Genomic DNA, 15,807 nt, shown 5'->3' with positions numbered 1-15,807 from the left:
GTTTAAGCCTTCTCTTCTTCGTCTTCTAATAACTCTTCGGCACCACTGGTGTCGAGCGGTCGGGTTGCAGCGATCAATTTGTCGGTTAGGACAAGCTTGGCCGTATGAATGGATTCGAAGGGAACCGTAGATTCCCCTGTCTTGACGTCATCGATTGTAACGGAGCCGTTCTCGATGCCCTTGAGTTCGCCCTTAAGCACGCGCTGATTGCCAGTATCTTGGGCCCAGCTTTTCATCATCACTATGCGTATCTCGTGCCCTGCCCAGTCGGAGAAATCCTTCGGTCGCGTCAGCGGGCGATCAATGCCGGGCGAGCTCACTTCGAGATGATAGGCCCCCGGGATCAGTTCCTGGCCGCGTTCTTCGAATTCGTCGAACCGTTCCGAGATGCGGCGCGAAAGCGCGGCGCACTGATCAATGATGAGCTGCCCCGTCGCGGGGTCTTCCGCCATGATCTGCAATGCCTGCCCGCCATCTCCGGCTTCGGAAGGCATCATCTTCACGCGCACGAGATCGAATCCGAGCGCTTCCGCTTCGGGTTCGATAATCTCAACAAGGCGCGCGATATCCGTCATCAATTCTCCGTTCAGCAACACATTGCAAACACAGGCTTTTGGGGCCGGCCCCTTGCGGCGCCAGCATCTCAACCTTGTATCGACAATGTCGGGATGGGTGGTCAGATAGGACGAGGTGAGTAGGAAAGCAATATGCGATTTGGCGCTATCGCGATTCTGACAGGCCCACTCGCGTTTACGGGCTGCGATCAAGCAGAGACGGAGCAGGGAAACTTATCACCGCCGCCCGAGCTCTTGCCGCCCGAAGCTGGCGCACCGCCGCCCGTAGTCCCACCGCCAAAGGTGCCACTGTGCCCACCCTTCCCGCCCGGGTTCGAGCCGCCGGAGGACGCGCCAAGCCAAGCCGAATGCGACGCCTGGAAGGCGAGACAGGAAGCAGAGGCGAAAGTCGCGCAAATGCGCATGCTGTCCGAGGCAAGGCGTGATGGCGACTTAGAGCCCTTCGATCAGCGCACCGATCCGTTTCCCGACAGGGGAAGCTGGATCCAGCAACTCGCGCCGACTCGCACCGGGGTCTGCCGCTTCACCGAGAAGTCGCGCAGTGAGCGACCCGAGCGGCTGATCGTTCAGGCGCACAGCGGCAACATGGACCTGCTTGCTGACGGCATCGTTCTCGGCCACGATCATGCAATCGGCTTCGTTGAAGCGATTTGGATGGAAGACAAGCCGGTTATTGCCGTGCGTAAGGGGCTACCCGACCTATGGATCAAGCCGGTCGGTGACAGGTCGAAAATTGTCCTTCGGATCGGCGCGGACGAATTTACTTGCGTGCGCTGGGGCGAAGATCAGCAGTATGTCTCGACAGCGATTTCAGCGCGGCGCAGCGCATCTTCCATCGATTCCGGACTGCCCTTCTCGATCGAGCGCTCCCACAGCTTGTCGAAATTTTCCTGGTGCTGAAGGCACCGTTCTTCTCCGACTTTCACGACATGGTCCTTGAGGCCGGATTCAACGACCATTTTCTCGGACACGATCTCAGATCCTTCGACAACAGCCGGCCCGCTCACGGCATAGGCTACAATGGCCGCGATCCACACGCAGGCGATTATTCCGAAAAATGCTTTGATCAGGCTCATTTCGCACCCCTAGCTTCGAATGGTGCAGTTCTAACGGGAAATTCTCAAAGCCTCGTTAATCGCTCTTTTCTTCCATCAAGCCATGCTTCTTGATGCAATGGCGCAGCTGGTCGTAGCTGAGCCCCAAAGCCTTGGCTGTCTGGCGCTGGTTCCAGCGATGCTTGCCCAAAGCCTGCTCCACGATCGCCCGCTCATGCGCTTCGACAGCGCCGCGCAGGTCGTCTACATCATCGAGCCGCTGATCCGGCAAGGTCTGGGGGGTATCTCGCGAGGTCTGGGGTGGGTCTATTCGCGGCGTAGAGGCCGGCTTCCAAGGGGAATCAAAGGGATCGAACTGGATATGGCCGATCGGCGCGCGCCAGTCCTCCCAGCGATAGACTGCGCGTTCGACCACGTTGCGCAGCTCACGAACGTTACCAGGCCAGGGGTGATCTTCCATCTGCCTGGCGACATGCTCTGCATATCCCGGCCAGTCCTCCCAACCGATTTCCGCTGCCATGCGCCGCCCGAAGTAGTCCGCAAGGACCTCGATATCGCCTTCGCGCACGCGTAAAGGCGGCAAGGTGATCACTTCGAAACTCAGCCGGTCCAGCAGGTCGGCGCGGAACCTGCCCTGCTCTGCCAGCTTGGGCAGATCCTCATTCGTTGCCGCCACAATTCGGACGTCGACATTGAGCGGGCGCGAAGAGCCGATCCGCGTCACCTCACCATACTCGACCGCGCGCAGCAGCCGTTCCTGTGCTGCCATTGAAAGCGTGCCGAGCTCGTCAAGAAACAGCGTGCCACGATCGGCTTCCTCGAACCGCCCTGCCCGCGCCTGCGTAGCACCGGTGAAGGCGCCTGCCTCATGCCCGAACAGCTCCGCCTCGATCAGCGTTTCCGGAAGCGCTGCGCAGTTCATGGTTATCAACGGTTCGCCCCAGCGCTCGGACAGACGGTGAAGGCGTTCGGCGATCAGTTCCTTGCCCGTTCCGCGCTCACCGACTACCAATACCGGGCGACGCATCGGAGCCGCGCGGCTGGCGCGTTCGACGGAATCGAGAAAGGCACCCGACTGCCCAATAAATTGATTCTCGCGCTCCATCACCAACATATAGTGAATTTCACCAATAGATGGCAACAAGCGCCAAGCTAAAATCGTGTAAATCCTCCTATGATATTGTATTTTCAGAACTATTCAGGTTTGGCACACTCCTTGCTATTAGGTGAATGAAACCAATCGGGAGGAAATAATGTTCGATCGCCGCTTTTTGAAAACCCGCCTCGGAAAGGCAGCGGTTCTCAGCGTTGCGATGATGGCGACCTTTGTCGCCCTGAGCAGCCAGATGCACGCGACACCGGCATTCGCCGCCACATCTTTCGGCATGGTTGAGCTGGCGTGAGCGATCCTTCCACCCCCCTAGGGTCGGGTTTTCCGATTTCTGGCAGTCCCCCTCAGTCCGATGGCGACATCGGCAAGGAGAACCCGGCCCGCCCCCGCCTCTCGCGTTTCGACGAGGAAGTCGAACGTCTGCGGCGGAGCCCAACCCCTACCCAGACACGGCCCGAACCGGCCCGTGCGATCAATGGAGTGCCCTTGATGGGAATATTCAGCCGTACCCGTGATATCATCGCCGCGAACTTCAACGACATGCTCGACAAGGCGGATGACCCGTCCAAAATGATCCGCATGATCATCCTCGAGATGGAGGAGACGCTGGTCGAGGTACGGGCGAGCGCGGCGCGGACGATTGCAGACCAGAAGGAAATGCATCGCCACACTGTCAAACTGGATAAACTCCAGGCTGATTGGGGTGAGAAGGCGCAGCTCGCACTTTCGAAAGATCGTGAAGACCTCGCGCGCGCCGCTCTGATCGAGCGGAAGAAAGCGTCCGACATGTCCGATCAGCTCAAGCAGGAAATCGCTGTGCTCGACGATGCATTGCGCGCCTACGAAAAAGACATCGAGAAGTTGCAGAACCGCCTGCGCGAAGCGCGCAGCCGCCAGACCGCAATCTCCGCGCGTCTCGAAAGTGCCGAAAATCGCGTCAAGCTACGCACTGTGATGAGCACCGAGCGGACCGACGATGCGCTATCCCGCTTCGACCAGCTCGAACGGCGGGTCGACTATGCCGAGGGCCGCGCCGAAGCACTGTCGATCGCTGATGGTACCGGCAAGCCAACGCTGGCCGACGAGATCGCTGCGCTAGAAGGCGCGGATGCAATTGACGACGAACTTGCAGAAATGAAACGCGCGCTGGGAATGGACAGCGCCACAGACAAGAACACGCAGGAGGACTAAACCGTGGATTGGGATCTCGTAATTATTATGCCGACACTCGTGATCGGGCTTCCGTGGCTGATCCTGCACTACATTACGAAGTGGAAGACTGCCGGTACAATCACGAACGATGACGAACAGCTACTCGATGAGCTGTATCATCTCGCCAAGAGGCTGGACGACCGGATGGATACCGTCGAACGACTGGTCGCCAGCGATCACCCGGATTTCAAGCATGCCCGACTGGTTCACGACCAGGAGATCGACAACCAACAGCTCGAAGAACTCAATCGCCTCATCGCCGAAAAGAAGGGAGCCGCCAAGTGAACAGCCCACGTACCACCCTCTATCGGGACAAGCAGAATGCCAAGCTGATGGGCGTCTGCTCGGGCATCGCGGACTACACTGGGGTCAACGCATTCTGGGTCCGGTTGGCTGCCATTGGCCTGACTTTCATGTCAGGCGGCGGCACCATCCCCTTCTACTTCATTGCGGGCCTACTGCTGAACAAGAAGCCCGACTACCTCTATGTCGAGCCGGAAGAGCAGAAATATTGGCAGCGCGTACGCCAGAGCCCGCAGCGCACAGCGCGCGAGATCCGCGCCCGCTTCCGCGATGTCGATCGCCGGCTCGCTGAAGTGGAAACCTACTACGTTACGAGCAATCCGCGCCTTTCCGCCGAAATCGAGCGCCTGCGCTAAGAAAAGAAGACAAAAAGGGGACAATCCATGGAAGGCGAAATTGCTCTTCTCATTCCGATCTTGGCCTTATGCATCCCGTTCTTTGCGATCTGGACCAAGCACAAGGAGAAGGTTGCGAGGCTACAGGTCGATGCAACGGCGGAACACACCGCTGAGAAAGCGGCCCAATACGCGAGCCATATCAAGGAGCTCGAAGACCGCGTCCGCGTCCTGGAACGGATCGTAACCGATCGCGGCTACGATGTCGCGACCCAGATCGAAGCACTGCGTGACCAGCGCCGCGTCGAATCACCTGATAGCGGAGTACCCTTGGGCCTCGAGCGTAAGGAGACCGCCTGATGGACTGGGGTGGACCAGGGTTTGTCCTGACAATCATCGGCCTCGCGATGATCTCCTGGCTGATCAACAACTGGATCCGCGCCAAGCATGGCTACGCGCTGGAAGACGAATGGGGCGGAAAGACTCTCCCTTCTGAAAGCAAGGCGGCGAAGAGGCTCGAGGCCGAAAACCGAGCATTGCATGAAAAGCTCGATGCGATGCAGGACCGGATGGTGGTGCTGGAGAAAATCGTCACCGACCGCGGGTACTCGCTGGCAGATGAAATCGAAGGGCTTCGTTCGCAGCATGATAGCGGCGCGCCTCTGGGGACAGCCAAGGAGAATTCACCAGTATGAGTTGGGCCACCGCAGTTGTTCTGATTGTCCTGATCGCCGCCGCTGCCCGTGTCCTGCGAGCGCGATATCAGTCGTCCGGGTCGGCCCGGATCGGCGAAAAAGATAACGAAGAGGATTCCAGCGCGCGCGAATTGGAGCTCCAGCAAGAAGTCGAACAATTGCGCGAGCGCATTCATGTGCTCGAACGGATTGCCACTGACGGCCGCCAAGCGAAGGCGATCGCCGAAGAAATCGAAAGTCTGAGAGACAAATAACAATGTCGTCCCGCCCCAACAGCATACGCTGCAAGGCCAAGGTTCAGGGAGAACTGCAGTGAGTACACAAGTCATGATTATCGCTGCCGCATCGCTGGTGGGGATCAGCATCGTGGCGTTCGCATTGTTGCGTGCCTGGAACGAATGGCTGCTCCTCAAGCGTGAGGAGCTCGATCATCGGCCGCGCTTTCCCGATCCGGACGCACAGGGCGGATCAAGCGTGGGTGCTGCGCGCATCGAGATCGCAGACCTGAAGGAACGTATCCGCAAGCTCGAAGCTATCGCCAGCGGGGTGGATTTGTGATCCGAAGTGCCTAGATGGCACTGATCATGAGATCGATTGACGACATTGCCGAAGAATACGAGTTTCTCGAGGGAGACGAGCGCTATCGCCTGCTCATCGAATTAGGCCGCGAACTCGACGAGATGCCTGACGCACTCAAGACCGATGCCACATTGGTTCGCGGATGCTCGGCCAGCGTATGGGTCTATCCGACCGAGCACGATGGCAACCTCCATTTTCTCGCCGACAGCAATGCCGCGATTACCAAGGGAATCGTCGCGCTCGTGATCTCCGCAGTGCAGCACCGGCCCGCTCGAGAAGTCGCGACCATGGATGTCACTGCCGCTCTTGCGCCTTTCGACCTCAAGAACCAGCTATCTTCCAACCGTACACAGGGCGTGCCGAACATGATCGCGCTTGTACAGGAGCACGCTGCGAGGCTTGCCGCCGGCTGAGATGAGACGACAGCTTTACTTTCTGGGCGGTCTGATTTCGCTGGGCCTCGCCGGGCTGGGTGCAGTCTTGCCGATCATGCCGACGGTCCCGTTCCTGCTGGTCGCCGTGTTCTGTTTCGCCCGCAGCAGCCCGAAGCTGCAGCAGAAAATTCTCGATCATCCGCATTGGGGGCCGCAAGTGCGCGACTGGAATGAGCGCCGCGCGATCTCCCGGCCGGCAAAAATCATGGCAATTGGAGCCATGGCAATCGGCGTAGGCTTCACATTCTTTACGCTGGGCCACCCCTTCTATCTGATTTCAATCGCGATCCTGCTGATTGCGGGGACCTGGATCGCGACGCGCAACGAGTAATCAGGCGGCCTTGCTGTCCCTTATCACCGCGACTCCGGCCTCACTCTGCGCCGCAAGCTCCGCTTTCAGCTTGGCGGGATCGCGCGCGAAGACAAAACCAAAGCTCACTCCGCCTTCTTTGCCGATCGTCGCATGGTGAAGCTTATGCGCCTGCACCAGTCGCTTGGCATAGCCGCGCTTGGGCACCCAGCGAAAATAGCGCTGATGTACGAGCCCGTCGTGCACGAGCGTGTAGATGATCCCGTAGCCAAGAATGCCGATGCCGATCCATGTTGCGGGCGGCCATGCTGCCTCTCCCAGAACCCACCGGCTACCCAGCGCAAACATCGAAATACTCATCGCCGCCCCAACGAGCGCGAATAGGTCGTTCTTCTCGAGTATCTTATCATGCGGTTCGTGATGATCCCGATGCCATGCCCAACCAAACCCATGCATGATGTACTTGTGGCTCGCCCACGCGACACCCTCCATCGCCAAGATGGTCACAAGAACAATAGAAAAGGGCAGTAACCAGGACATGGCGCTATTGTAGGGCTCGCGGATCGATCTGCAAAGGCGCGATCAACCGGATTTGATGGTTCCCCCTTCGATTGTGATCACCCGATCCGTCTTCACCAACGCGGTGCTGCGATGGGAAACCAGCAAGATTGTCATTTGCGAGCCCATTGCCGCAAGGCGCCCCAGTATCCGTGTCTCGGTGGATTCGTCGAGCGCGGCAGTAGCCTCGTCGAGGATCAGCAAGCGCGGCTTCCTGAGCAATGCACGTGCCAGGCAAAGCCTCTGGCGCTCACCAGCTGAAAGCGCTCCGCCGCGCGGTCCGACCGAGGAATCGAGCCCATTATCAAGCCTGCGAACAAGATCTTCCGCTTCAGCGATTTCAAGCGCTTCGACCATTGCTGCTTCGGTCGGAGGATTTGCGAGGCCAAAAGCCAGATTGTCGCGTACGCTGGCACTGAACAGGAATGGCTCTTGCGGCAGGCAGGCAATCCCCTGGCGCCAGGCTTGCCGAGCACGTGAACTTTCGAGAGCAATGCCATCTGCAAAGACTTGGCCTGCTAACGGTGTGAGAAGACCGCAAGCAAGCTCCACCAGGGTTGTCTTGCCTGAGCCTGACGGGCCGGAAAGCCCCACCATCTCGCCGCGTCCGATTGAAATATCGATTTGCGCTAGGACGGGGCGGCCGCCATCGTAGGAAAACTCCACATCACTGAAATCGAGTGCGGCAGGGCCTTGTCCCAGCTCGGATGCACTCAAAGCTTCCTGCATCCCAGGAGCGTTTGCAAGCCGAGCCGACAGCGATCGCAGTTCATCGAATGCGGGTAGCATGTAGGCGACTGATTGCCCCGCCTGCACCAGCGTCTGAACGGGTCCGATCAAGCGCGCCAACACGATCACAGCCAGAGCAAGCACGGCAACGGGAGTTTTGAAATAGAGGAAGCTGGCCAACGCGGCCACCGCAACCAGGCTTCCTGCGGTCCATTGCAGCCAGCCCCGCGCAGCAGCTTGCGCGCCAACATAGGCCAGTTCCTGCTGGCGTGTCTCGGCAAGCGCCTGCGCATAGCGAACATGGAAGTCCGCTTGCGCGTTGGCCAGTCGCGCAGTCTTCTGCCCATCGATCACGTCGTCGAGGACATCGAAGACGCTTCGGCCTGCATCGGTAAGCTGCGCGCCCATCCGTCCGGCGCGGCGGAGCAAGGGAAGGCATATTGCAGCTCCCAACGCCATCAGGCCCATGGTTACTCCGAGCAGCGGCGGGGATAGCCCGCCAAGGATGACCAACTGCACTGCAATCAGCATCGAGCTCACCACTGCCACAAGAATCCGATCAGTACCCGAGGCAAGGCGATCGATATCCTCTGTCAGCGCATGTTCAAGCGTACTACGCCTGATTGCGCTCACGACCTGCCAGCGGGCGTTCGATATGGTGTCCAGCGTCTTGAGGCGCCATTCGTCGACGAAGCCGCGCCCGAGGTGATGCATGAACGTATCGCGCAGCCACCCAGCGGCGCTGCGCGCGGCCAGCATCGCAATAAAGGCCGCAACGAGAAACAGCCCGCGCTGCTCCGGGCTTTCGATCCCGATCGCCGCGAGTCCATCAAGGATGGCGCGGGCGAAACCCTCGCCCGCCTCCCCGGTTGCAATCGCCAGAAGCGGCAGCAGGAGAACGATACCAACACCTTCGAGCAGCGCCGATACCAGCGCCAGAACACCACCCGCAATCAGGCGTGCGCCGGCATGCTCCCGCAAGGCCGCAGAATAGGCAAGAAGGCTGGCAACCATGTCGCGCGGTTTGCCAGAACGCGCAATCGAGTGGAAACTGCAGTCTAGTCTTTGTCGGGGAAGAACTTCGCTGCGATTTCCGAACCAATGCGGGCAGGCCGCAAGGTCTCAGCATCAATGCAGCACCAGCTCGACTGGACTTCGGCCAATACTTCCTCGCCGCGCATGATGATCGTCTTGTAGAATGCCCGCGCGCCGGCGACTTTCTCCAGCAGGACCTGAGCAATCACATCGTCTTCGAGGAAAGCGGGGCGCCGATAGGAAATCTCATGCTTGAGCGCGACCCATGCCAGCCGCGAGATAGCCTCTCCCGGTGCAAAGTTCCGCCAATGTGCCAGCACTGCGTCCTGCACCCATGAGAGGTACCGCGCATTGTTCACGTGCCCCATGAAGTCGATATCATCGGGCAAAATCTTGATCGGAAAGGAGTATTGAAGCGCTGACATCGCTGTAAGTTAGCTGACAAAACCTTTCCATTCCATGACAAGGTTTTTCTAAGTCCGAGTTTTCTTGCCACTGTTGCCAGCCTGCCGCTAATCCAGCTGTATGAGCAGCGCCCCACTCACCCTGTATGAGAAGATCTGGAACGCCCACATCGTGGAAACCCGTGATGACGGCACCAGCCTGATCTACATCGATCGTCACCTCGTCCACGAAGTCACCAGCCCGCAGGCATTTGAATCGCTGCGGCAACAAGGCCGGCCGGTTAGACGACCGGATCTGACACTGGCGGTACCGGACCACAATCTGCCGACCACCGCTCGGCTTGATTCCGCAGGCAATCGGCTACCCATTGAAGATCCGATGAGTGCAGCGCAGCTCGCCGCACTGGAATCCAACGCTCCGGCTTTCGGTGTGCGCTATTTCGATGCAACAGCGGAAGAACAAGGTATCGTACATGTCGTGGGGCCGGAGCAGGGCTTCTCGCTGCCTGGCACCACGATCGTCTGCGGTGACAGCCATACCGCAGCACATGGCGGTATCGGCGCGCTGGCTTTCGGTATCGGAACCAGCGAAGTCGAGCATGTCCTGGCGACTCAAACGCTTCTGCTCAAAAGATCCAAGACGCTGGCCGTTGAGGTCACTGGTCAATTGGGCCCCGGCGTCACGCCGAAGGACCTCATTCTTCATATCATCGGCAAGCTGGGCGCCGCTGGCGGAACTGGCCACGTGGTCGAGTACCGCGGCGAGGTTTTCGAGCAGATGAGCATCGAAGGACGCCTCACCGTTTGCAACATGAGTATCGAAGCCGGTGCGCGCGCTGGCCTGATCGCACCCGACGCGATGACGTTCGAATATCTAGAAGGCCGCCCGATGGCACCCAAAGGTGCGGATTGGGACAGGGCAGTCGCCTACTGGAAAACCTTGCACACCGATGCCGGGGCCAAGTTCGACAATGTATTGCACATCGATGCAAACGCGGTCGAGCCGACCGTGACGTGGGGAACCAGCCCAGAAGATGTCATCCCGATTGGCGGCACAATCCCCGCCCCGGAAGATTTCGCTGATCCCTCCAAGCAGGAAGCCGCTCGCAAGAGTCTCGATTACATGGGGCTCAAACCCGGCCAGAAGATTGCCGAAGTCGAGGTCGAGAACATTTTCATCGGCAGCTGCACCAATAGCCGGATCGAAGACCTGCGCGCCGCTGCAGACATCATCCGCGGCCGGAAGAAGGCCGAGAACGTGAAGTGGGCCATCATCGTGCCCGGCTCCGGGCTGGTGAAGCGCCAGGCCGAGGAAGAAGGTCTCGACAAGATTTTTATCAACGCGGGTCTTGAGTGGCGCGAGCCGGGTTGCTCCGCCTGCCTTGGCATGAACCCGGACAAGGTCCCGCCGGGGGAGCGCTGCGCTTCAACGAGCAATCGTAATTTCGTCGGCCGTCAGGGGCCCGGCGCGCGAACGCATCTCGTCTCTCCGGCAATGGCTGCAGCCGCCGCAGTCACTGGGCGCCTCGCCGATGTGCGAGAACTTGAGCCACTCGCGGGCTGAATGCCATTGAATCGCTTGCAAGCGCGCGCTTGCTTTCCCAAGGTAGGATCATGACCAAGAAAATCACTGGAAAAGCCGCCATTGCCGCCGGAGCCATCGGTTCTGCGGCCATCGCCGCAGCATTGCTTTATGCAGGCAAGCGCAAGAAGAAAAACGAACCAAAACAGCCGGGCCCAATCCCCTCCGGTGAAAAGCCCGAGACGGATTGATGGAGCCAGTCTCGAGGATTGAGGGCCGCGCCTATCCCTTTGGCGCCAAGAACGTCGATACCGATGTCATAATACCAGCGCATTGGCTCAAGACCATTAGCCGCGAGGGACTTGGCAAGGGCGCGTTCGAAGCCATTCGCTCCGAGCCGGGGAACCTTTTCGATGATCCGGATTATTCGGGCTCGCCCTTATTGATTGCGGGCGATAACTTCGGTTGTGGTTCAAGCCGTGAGCATGCTGCCTGGGCGCTGCTCGATATGGGCGTGAAAGCTGTCATCGCGCCAAGCTTCTCTGACATTTTCTCGAGTAACGCTTTCAAAAACGGCGTTCTGACGGTGGTTCTACCGCAGGAACAGGTCGACCGGCTGATGGAAGTGGCCAAGTCCGATCCGATCTCGATCGATCTTGAAAGTCAGACAGTCACCACGCCATTCCAGGATCGCTTCGAATTCGAGATCGATCCGTTCCGCAAGCATTGTCTGATCGAAGGACTCGACGAAGTTGGTCTGACAATGACCCGCGATGAAGCCATTTCGACATATGAAGAGAAGCAATCCGGCCAGTTTCCCTGGTTGGCCAATCCAACGGAGATCGCCGCATGAGAGCCCTGAGAACACATGAGACGGGCGGGCCCGAAACGCTTAAGCTCGACGAGATCGATGCCCCCACCCCTAGCAAGGGACAGGTACTGGTCGACGTGAAAGCATGCGCGATCAACTACCCCGACACGTTGATGATCCGCGATCTCTACCAGTTCCGCCCGGAACGTCCCTATTCGCCCGGCGGTGAAATCTCCGGCGTCGTCGAAGCGGTTGGCGAAGGCGTCGATGGTTTTGAAGTTGGCGACAGGGTCATGGCCGGGATCGGCAATGGCGGCTTGTGCGAGAAAGTCTGTGTCGATGCGGGCCGGATGTTCAAGGTCCCCGATGGCGTATCGTTCGAAAAAGCGGCCTCGCTGCTTATGACATACGGTACAACGATCCATGGCCTGAAGGACCGCGGCCACATCAAGGAAGGCGATACTGTGCTCGTGCTCGGCGCGGCTGGCGGCGTAGGTCTCTCCGCGGTGGAACTGTCAAAGGCATTCGGCGCGCGGGTTGTCGCTGCGGTTTCCTCGGAAGAAAAAGGCGAGGTTGCACGCCAGGCTGGTGCGGATGAGGTCGTAATCTATCCCAAGGAGGATATGGATAAGGCGGCTTCTAAGGAGCTTGCCAATGCCTTCAAGGCAGCATGCGCACCTGATGGCGCCAACATCGTCTATGACATTGTTGGTGGGCAATATTCTGAACCCGCACTTCGCTCGATCGCGTGGGAAGGCCGCTTTCTGGTGGTGGGATTCCCTGCTGGCATCGCCAAAATGCCGCTCAATCTGACGCTGCTGAAGAGCTGCGACATCGCAGGCGTTTTCTGGGGCGCGTTTACCGCCCGTGAGCCGGTCAAATTCCATGCGCAGGTAAACGAACTTTTCGACCTGCTCCAAGCCGGCAAGATTGATCCGCTTGTCTCGGAGACTTTCCCGCTGGAACGCGGCGGCGATGCCATCGCCAAGCTGGAAAATCGCCAGGCCGTCGGCAAGATTGTCGTGACAATGGATTGAACCGCTTGCCGAGCACGTTCCTGCTCCCTATCTCAAGCGGTATCAAACGGAGCATTTCATGACTGATTTTCAGGATCGCAAGCGCGGTGAAGAAGCCAAGTTCGCCATGGACGAGGAAACTGCGTTCAAAGTTGCTGCGCGGCGCAATCGACTGCTGGGCGAATGGGCAGCTGGACTGATGGGCCTCACGGAAGAAGAGACCGATGCCTACAAAAAGGCGGTGGTCCAGGCCGATTTCGAGGAAGCGGGCGATGAAGACGTCATCCGCAAAGTGCTCGGCGATCTTACGGCTGCAGAGTGCGATGTGAGCGAGGCTGATATCAGAGCCAAACTCGAGGAATGCTCAATCGAGGCCCGTCGCCAATTCATGAGCGATTCCTGAGGCCACAACCATGGCCATGACTGCCGAAGAAATCGAGAGCATGATCAAGGAAGCGCTGCCCGGCGCCGAAGTTGAGATGCGTGATCTTGCCGGAGACAATGATCATTGGGCGGCGATGGTTACCGCACCGCAGTTCGCAGGCAAGAACCGGGTCCAGCAACACCGCATGGTCTATGATGCACTCGGCGGCCGGATGGGCGGCGTACTCCACGCCTTGCAACTGACGACGGCAGTTCCCACTTCATAGCCAATCAGAGAAGGGATTACCGAGGCTATCATGTCCGAAACCAATGAGCGCATTTCCGAGATTGTCACAAAGAGCGATGTCGTCCTGTTCATGAAGGGCACGCCGCTGTTCCCGCAGTGCGGCTTTTCGAGCCGCGCGGTCGCGATTCTCGATCATTGCGGTGTGGGTTATGAAAGCGTCGACGTGCTGCAGGACATGGAAATTCGCCAAGGCATCAAGAGCTTCTCCGATTGGCCCACTATTCCGCAGCTTTATGTCAAAGGCGAGTTCGTCGGTGGCAGCGATATCATGATGGAAATGTACGAAGCCGGCGAACTTCAACAACTTATGACCGAAAAGCAGGTTGCACCGGCCGAGAGCTGAGATCTTTGCCATAGCAGAAGCACAGAAGCCGCCCATTGGGCGGCTTTTTTGTGGGAAAGTTCGGGGAGGCGGGACCAGGAGACCAGGGTTGGTCCCGCCTCTATATGAAGACCCAGTGGGTACGCACTACGATGCAGACAGCGTGCCAGTTTTGAATGCGCCAGCATTCCTGCGCGATACGATGGTTAACGCCAAATTTTCCTTCGCTGGGTTGTAAACTCTACCGACAATTTTCCAGCCGCTCTTGGCAAGCGCGACGATTGCCCGCAAGGTGATCGCATATGAGTAATCCATCCGAACCCTCGCCCGAGGGCATTCCCGCCGCAACCGTCATAATCTTCCGCAACGGACCCGACGATGGCCCACCGGAGATCCTGATGACGATCCGCTCGCGCGAGATGGTTTTCGCCGGCGGCATGGCTGTGTTTCCGGGAGGCCGCGTCGATCCGGCTGATTTTGACCTAGGCGCCGCTATCGGAGGACCGCTCGATCCGGACGAGGCCGCACACCAGATCGCCGTTGTCCGCGAGACGCTTGAAGAAACAGGATTGGTCATCGGGCTTCGCGGCGACATCGATGCCGAGAAAGCGCGCGATGCGCGCGAATACCTCCTGCAAACCGGCGAGCTTGCTCCGGTGCTCGAACATTTCAATTGGGAATTGGATCTTGACCAGTTGACGCCATTTGCTCGCTGGTATCCCAAGAACGAACGCATTCCGCGCGTCTATGATACCCGCTTCTACCTGGCCGACCTTGGCACCGGCGCGGTCGATATCGAGGAAGATGGCTCGGAAAATACGCATCTGTTCTGGACCAGTGCCCAAGGCGCGCTGGATCTCGCTGAGACGGGTGACATCAAGGTCATCTTCCCCACGCGCCGCAATCTCGAACGGTTGGCGCTGTTCGCCAGCTTCGAAGATGCACGCGCGCAGGCAGAGGCCATACCGGTGCGGACTATCACGCCGTTCATGGCCGAGGCGGAAGGCAAGACCTGGCTCAATATCGGCGAAGACTTGGGTTATCCGGTGACGGGTGAACCACTCGATTCCGTGATGCGCGGCTGAAGTTAGAAACTGGCGCGCCCGGCAGGACTCGAACCTGCTACCTCAAGATTAGAAGTCTCGCGCTCTATCCAGATGAGCTACGGGCGCGCGCTGCTGCGGCCCATAGCGCGCTTTGCGCGAGCCGCAAATCACGATAGGCATGCGCGCCATGGAAAATTCGCCCCATACCGCGCCGACCGCTCGAGGATCAGGGCACCGCTTTCGCTACTATGACCTCGTGATGGCGGCCTTCGTCGCGATCCTGCTGCTCTCTAACTTGATCGGGGCGGCAAAGCTCTCGGTGGTGTCAGTCGGCTGGTGGCCTGCGGGCTGGTGGCCAGCCGAAGACGGGCTATTCATCTTCGGTGCGGGCATCCTCTTTTTCCCGGTTAGCTACGTCATCGGGGACGTGCTGACCGAGGTCTATGGCTATGCCCGCGCCCGCCGGGTGATCTGGACCGGCTTTGCCGCTCTTATCTTCATGGCGGTGATGAGCTTTGTGGTCGTGCGGCTGCCTGCATTTGATGGCTGGGCCTGCGTGGGTAGCGATACCCTGCAAATGGCGGCAGGTGACGACCCATCCACCGGATCGATCTGTCAGCAAACCTACGAATCCGTGTTCGGCAGCACTTGGCGGATCGTTATCGCTTCGATGCTGGCTTTCTGGGCCGGTGAATTCGTCAATTCCTATGTCATGGCCAAGATGAAGATCTGGACCAAGGGCAAGGCGCTGTGGAGCCGGACGATCGGTTCAACGGTGGTTGGGCAAGGGATCGACAGCCTGATCTTCTATCCGGTCGCATTCCTGGGGATATGGACGACCGAGGCGGTGCTGATCGTGATGGTCACCAACTGGCTGCTCAAGGTGCTGTGGGAGGCTGTGCTGACGCCTGTGACCTACATGGTAGTCGGGTGGCTCAAGCGGCGCGAAGGCGTCGATATATTCGATGAGGGAACGGACTTTTCGCCCTTCGCGAAATCGAACACCTGACTACCTACGCGTTCCAAAAGAAAAGGCCGGGCGCTGGGCCCGGCCTTCTCGTGCATTCTCTTGCGAGAACTTGGGT

26 protein-coding genes and 1 tRNA gene are annotated in these 15,807 nt (G+C 59.0%); 19 read left to right on the top strand and 8 right to left on the bottom strand.

Annotated elements, in window-relative coordinates:
• Window positions 1–2: 2 nt before the first annotated feature.
• The 4 genes from rimP to pspF all read right to left on the bottom strand — a co-directional run bounded on the left by rimP (window position 3) and on the right by pspF (window position 2,735).
• Complete coding sequence (gene rimP, locus ACEWMW_RS07680; RefSeq protein ID WP_409413294.1) at window positions 3–575, bottom strand: ribosome maturation protein RimP; 573 nt, start codon at window positions 573–575, stop codon at window positions 3–5.
• Between the two features lie 432 nt (window positions 576–1,007).
• Complete coding sequence (locus ACEWMW_RS07675) at window positions 1,008–1,202, bottom strand: hypothetical protein (RefSeq protein ID WP_409413293.1); 195 nt, start codon at window positions 1,200–1,202, stop codon at window positions 1,008–1,010.
• A 158-nt stretch (window positions 1,203–1,360) separates the two neighbouring features.
• A complete protein-coding gene (locus tag ACEWMW_RS07670) occupies window positions 1,361–1,651 on the bottom strand; it encodes a hypothetical protein (RefSeq protein WP_409413292.1) in 291 nt (96 codons plus the stop codon).
• 55 nt (window positions 1,652–1,706) lie between these two features.
• A complete protein-coding gene (gene pspF, locus ACEWMW_RS07665; protein ID WP_409413291.1) occupies window positions 1,707–2,735 on the bottom strand; it encodes a phage shock protein operon transcriptional activator in 1,029 nt (342 codons plus the stop codon).
• A gap of 148 nt (window positions 2,736–2,883) precedes the next feature.
• Between pspF and ACEWMW_RS07660 the strand changes: the two genes are divergently transcribed.
• The 10 genes from ACEWMW_RS07660 (at window position 2,884) to ACEWMW_RS07615 (ending at window position 6,630) form a co-directional block, all read left to right on the top strand.
• On the top strand, window positions 2,884–3,033 hold the full coding sequence (locus tag ACEWMW_RS07660; RefSeq protein ID WP_409413290.1) for a hypothetical protein: 150 nt from the start codon (window positions 2,884–2,886) through the stop codon (window positions 3,031–3,033).
• A gap of 128 nt (window positions 3,034–3,161) precedes the next feature.
• Window positions 3,162–3,932 (top strand): phage shock protein PspA, encoded by a 771-nt coding sequence (gene pspA / locus ACEWMW_RS07655; RefSeq protein ID WP_409413627.1) that lies wholly within the window; start codon window positions 3,162–3,164, stop codon window positions 3,930–3,932.
• Window positions 3,933–3,959: 27 nt separating this feature from the next.
• On the top strand, window positions 3,960–4,238 hold the full coding sequence (pspB, locus tag ACEWMW_RS07650) for an envelope stress response membrane protein PspB (protein WP_409413626.1): 279 nt from the start codon (window positions 3,960–3,962) through the stop codon (window positions 4,236–4,238).
• Window positions 4,235–4,612, top strand: coding sequence for an envelope stress response membrane protein PspC (gene pspC, locus ACEWMW_RS07645; protein ID WP_409413289.1), 378 nt, complete (start codon window positions 4,235–4,237; stop codon window positions 4,610–4,612). Before pspB ends, pspC begins: the two co-directional genes overlap by 4 nt.
• Before the next feature lie 27 nt (window positions 4,613–4,639).
• Window positions 4,640–4,951 carry a hypothetical protein gene (locus tag ACEWMW_RS07640; protein WP_409413288.1) on the top strand — a complete coding sequence of 104 codons (312 nt, stop codon included), beginning with the start codon at window positions 4,640–4,642 and terminating at the stop codon, window positions 4,949–4,951.
• Window positions 4,951–5,286: a hypothetical protein gene (locus ACEWMW_RS07635; protein ID WP_409413287.1), complete on the top strand. Its 336-nt coding sequence runs from the start codon at window positions 4,951–4,953 to the stop codon at window positions 5,284–5,286. Before ACEWMW_RS07640 ends, ACEWMW_RS07635 begins: the two co-directional genes overlap by 1 nt.
• Window positions 5,283–5,540, top strand: a complete 258-nt coding sequence (locus ACEWMW_RS07630) for a hypothetical protein (RefSeq protein ID WP_409413286.1) — start codon at window positions 5,283–5,285, stop codon at window positions 5,538–5,540. The genes ACEWMW_RS07635 and ACEWMW_RS07630 overlap by 4 nt, the downstream gene beginning before the upstream one ends.
• Window positions 5,541–5,613: 73 nt before the next feature.
• On the top strand, window positions 5,614–5,844 hold the full coding sequence (locus ACEWMW_RS07625) for a hypothetical protein (protein WP_409413625.1): 231 nt from the start codon (window positions 5,614–5,616) through the stop codon (window positions 5,842–5,844).
• 26 nt (window positions 5,845–5,870) lie between these two features.
• Entirely contained in the window at window positions 5,871–6,278 is a 408-nt protein-coding gene (locus ACEWMW_RS07620; protein ID WP_409413285.1) for a SufE family protein, read from the top strand.
• 1 nt (window position 6,279) lies between these two features.
• On the top strand, window positions 6,280–6,630 hold the full coding sequence (locus ACEWMW_RS07615) for a YbaN family protein (RefSeq protein ID WP_409413284.1): 351 nt from the start codon (window positions 6,280–6,282) through the stop codon (window positions 6,628–6,630).
• Here ACEWMW_RS07615 and ACEWMW_RS07610 read toward each other — a convergent pair whose 3' ends face one another.
• The 3 genes from ACEWMW_RS07610 to ACEWMW_RS07600 are packed head-to-tail and all read right to left on the bottom strand — an operon-like array spanning window position 6,631 to window position 9,356.
• A complete protein-coding gene (locus tag ACEWMW_RS07610) occupies window positions 6,631–7,149 on the bottom strand; it encodes a sterol desaturase family protein (RefSeq protein WP_409413283.1) in 519 nt (172 codons plus the stop codon).
• Window positions 7,150–7,191: 42 nt separating this feature from the next.
• Window positions 7,192–8,910, bottom strand: coding sequence for an ABC transporter ATP-binding protein (locus tag ACEWMW_RS07605; RefSeq protein ID WP_409413282.1), 1,719 nt, complete (start codon window positions 8,908–8,910; stop codon window positions 7,192–7,194).
• A 44-nt stretch (window positions 8,911–8,954) separates the two neighbouring features.
• Window positions 8,955–9,356, bottom strand: coding sequence for an acyl-CoA thioesterase (locus tag ACEWMW_RS07600; protein WP_409413281.1), 402 nt, complete (start codon window positions 9,354–9,356; stop codon window positions 8,955–8,957).
• A gap of 100 nt (window positions 9,357–9,456) precedes the next feature.
• Between ACEWMW_RS07600 and leuC the strand changes: the two genes are divergently transcribed.
• From leuC to ACEWMW_RS07560, 8 genes are all read left to right on the top strand, one after another.
• The gene (leuC, locus tag ACEWMW_RS07595) at window positions 9,457–10,899 is read left to right on the top strand and encodes a 3-isopropylmalate dehydratase large subunit (RefSeq protein ID WP_409413280.1); all 1,443 of its coding nucleotides are present in this window, start codon (window positions 9,457–9,459) and stop codon (window positions 10,897–10,899) included.
• A 50-nt stretch (window positions 10,900–10,949) separates the two neighbouring features.
• Entirely contained in the window at window positions 10,950–11,108 is a 159-nt protein-coding gene (locus ACEWMW_RS07590; protein ID WP_409413279.1) for an LPXTG cell wall anchor domain-containing protein, read from the top strand.
• A complete protein-coding gene (gene leuD, locus ACEWMW_RS07585; protein ID WP_409413278.1) occupies window positions 11,108–11,710 on the top strand; it encodes a 3-isopropylmalate dehydratase small subunit in 603 nt (200 codons plus the stop codon). Before ACEWMW_RS07590 ends, leuD begins: the two co-directional genes overlap by 1 nt.
• Window positions 11,707–12,705 carry an NADPH:quinone oxidoreductase family protein gene (locus tag ACEWMW_RS07580; RefSeq protein ID WP_409413277.1) on the top strand — a complete coding sequence of 333 codons (999 nt, stop codon included), beginning with the start codon at window positions 11,707–11,709 and terminating at the stop codon, window positions 12,703–12,705. The genes leuD and ACEWMW_RS07580 overlap by 4 nt, the downstream gene beginning before the upstream one ends.
• A 58-nt stretch (window positions 12,706–12,763) precedes the next feature.
• Window positions 12,764–13,087 (top strand): DUF1476 domain-containing protein, encoded by a 324-nt coding sequence (locus tag ACEWMW_RS07575; RefSeq protein WP_409413276.1) that lies wholly within the window; start codon window positions 12,764–12,766, stop codon window positions 13,085–13,087.
• A 10-nt stretch (window positions 13,088–13,097) separates the two neighbouring features.
• Entirely contained in the window at window positions 13,098–13,334 is a 237-nt protein-coding gene (locus ACEWMW_RS07570; protein ID WP_409413275.1) for a BolA family protein, read from the top strand.
• Window positions 13,335–13,364: 30 nt separating this feature from the next.
• Window positions 13,365–13,697, top strand: a complete 333-nt coding sequence (gene grxD, locus ACEWMW_RS07565; RefSeq protein WP_409413274.1) for a Grx4 family monothiol glutaredoxin — start codon at window positions 13,365–13,367, stop codon at window positions 13,695–13,697.
• Between the two features lie 281 nt (window positions 13,698–13,978).
• Window positions 13,979–14,761: an NUDIX hydrolase gene (locus tag ACEWMW_RS07560; protein ID WP_409413273.1), complete on the top strand. Its 783-nt coding sequence runs from the start codon at window positions 13,979–13,981 to the stop codon at window positions 14,759–14,761.
• 10 nt (window positions 14,762–14,771) lie between these two features.
• Here the strand turns inward: ACEWMW_RS07560 and ACEWMW_RS07555 are convergent.
• Window positions 14,772–14,848: transfer RNA gene (locus ACEWMW_RS07555), tRNA-Arg, on the bottom strand.
• Window positions 14,849–14,900: 52 nt separating this feature from the next.
• On the opposite strand from ACEWMW_RS07555, the gene ACEWMW_RS07550 reads away from it, so the two are divergent.
• Entirely contained in the window at window positions 14,901–15,731 is an 831-nt protein-coding gene (locus ACEWMW_RS07550) for a queuosine precursor transporter (RefSeq protein WP_409413272.1), read from the top strand.
• Window positions 15,732–15,807 lie beyond the last annotated feature (76 nt).

It is taken from the genome of Litorerythrobacter xanthomarinus (assembly GCF_046254955.1).
In the GTDB taxonomy this organism is placed as follows: Bacteria; Pseudomonadota; Alphaproteobacteria; order Sphingomonadales; family Sphingomonadaceae; genus Qipengyuania_C.
This window is presented reverse-complemented; position numbering and strand designations above follow the sequence as displayed.

Excerpts from the sequence above, each read along its gene's own strand:
- leuC (WP_409413280.1), top strand. The coding sequence starts at position 9,457 with ATGAGCAGCGCCCCACTCACCCTGTATGAGAAGATCTGGAACGCCCAC.
- ACEWMW_RS07550 (WP_409413272.1), top strand. The coding sequence starts at position 14,901 with ATGCGCGCCATGGAAAATTCGCCCCATACCGCGCCGACCGCTCGAGGA.
- ACEWMW_RS07630 (WP_409413286.1), top strand. The coding sequence starts at position 5,283 with ATGAGTTGGGCCACCGCAGTTGTTCTGATTGTCCTGATCGCCGCCGCT.
- ACEWMW_RS07670 (WP_409413292.1), bottom strand. The coding sequence starts at position 1,651 with ATGAGCCTGATCAAAGCATTTTTCGGAATAATCGCCTGCGTGTGGATC.
- grxD (WP_409413274.1), top strand. The coding sequence starts at position 13,365 with ATGTCCGAAACCAATGAGCGCATTTCCGAGATTGTCACAAAGAGCGAT.
- ACEWMW_RS07625 (WP_409413625.1), top strand. The coding sequence starts at position 5,614 with ATGATTATCGCTGCCGCATCGCTGGTGGGGATCAGCATCGTGGCGTTC.
- ACEWMW_RS07615 (WP_409413284.1), top strand. The coding sequence starts at position 6,280 with ATGAGACGACAGCTTTACTTTCTGGGCGGTCTGATTTCGCTGGGCCTC.
- ACEWMW_RS07635 (WP_409413287.1), top strand. The coding sequence starts at position 4,951 with ATGGACTGGGGTGGACCAGGGTTTGTCCTGACAATCATCGGCCTCGCG.
- pspB (WP_409413626.1), top strand. The coding sequence starts at position 3,960 with ATGCCGACACTCGTGATCGGGCTTCCGTGGCTGATCCTGCACTACATT.
- ACEWMW_RS07660 (WP_409413290.1), top strand. The coding sequence starts at position 2,884 with ATGTTCGATCGCCGCTTTTTGAAAACCCGCCTCGGAAAGGCAGCGGTT.
- leuD (WP_409413278.1), top strand. The coding sequence starts at position 11,108 with ATGGAGCCAGTCTCGAGGATTGAGGGCCGCGCCTATCCCTTTGGCGCC.
- ACEWMW_RS07605 (WP_409413282.1), bottom strand. The coding sequence starts at position 8,910 with ATGGTTGCCAGCCTTCTTGCCTATTCTGCGGCCTTGCGGGAGCATGCC.
- ACEWMW_RS07640 (WP_409413288.1), top strand. The coding sequence starts at position 4,640 with ATGGAAGGCGAAATTGCTCTTCTCATTCCGATCTTGGCCTTATGCATC.
- ACEWMW_RS07620 (WP_409413285.1), top strand. The coding sequence starts at position 5,871 with ATGAGATCGATTGACGACATTGCCGAAGAATACGAGTTTCTCGAGGGA.
- rimP (WP_409413294.1), bottom strand. The coding sequence starts at position 575 with ATGACGGATATCGCGCGCCTTGTTGAGATTATCGAACCCGAAGCGGAA.
- ACEWMW_RS07610 (WP_409413283.1), bottom strand. The coding sequence starts at position 7,149 with ATGTCCTGGTTACTGCCCTTTTCTATTGTTCTTGTGACCATCTTGGCG.
- ACEWMW_RS07600 (WP_409413281.1), bottom strand. The coding sequence starts at position 9,356 with ATGTCAGCGCTTCAATACTCCTTTCCGATCAAGATTTTGCCCGATGAT.
- ACEWMW_RS07590 (WP_409413279.1), top strand. The coding sequence starts at position 10,950 with ATGACCAAGAAAATCACTGGAAAAGCCGCCATTGCCGCCGGAGCCATC.
- ACEWMW_RS07675 (WP_409413293.1), bottom strand. The coding sequence starts at position 1,202 with ATGATCGTGGCCGAGAACGATGCCGTCAGCAAGCAGGTCCATGTTGCC.
- pspF (WP_409413291.1), bottom strand. The coding sequence starts at position 2,735 with ATGGAGCGCGAGAATCAATTTATTGGGCAGTCGGGTGCCTTTCTCGAT.
- ACEWMW_RS07575 (WP_409413276.1), top strand. The coding sequence starts at position 12,764 with ATGACTGATTTTCAGGATCGCAAGCGCGGTGAAGAAGCCAAGTTCGCC.
- ACEWMW_RS07580 (WP_409413277.1), top strand. The coding sequence starts at position 11,707 with ATGAGAGCCCTGAGAACACATGAGACGGGCGGGCCCGAAACGCTTAAG.
- ACEWMW_RS07570 (WP_409413275.1), top strand. The coding sequence starts at position 13,098 with ATGGCCATGACTGCCGAAGAAATCGAGAGCATGATCAAGGAAGCGCTG.
- ACEWMW_RS07560 (WP_409413273.1), top strand. The coding sequence starts at position 13,979 with ATGAGTAATCCATCCGAACCCTCGCCCGAGGGCATTCCCGCCGCAACC.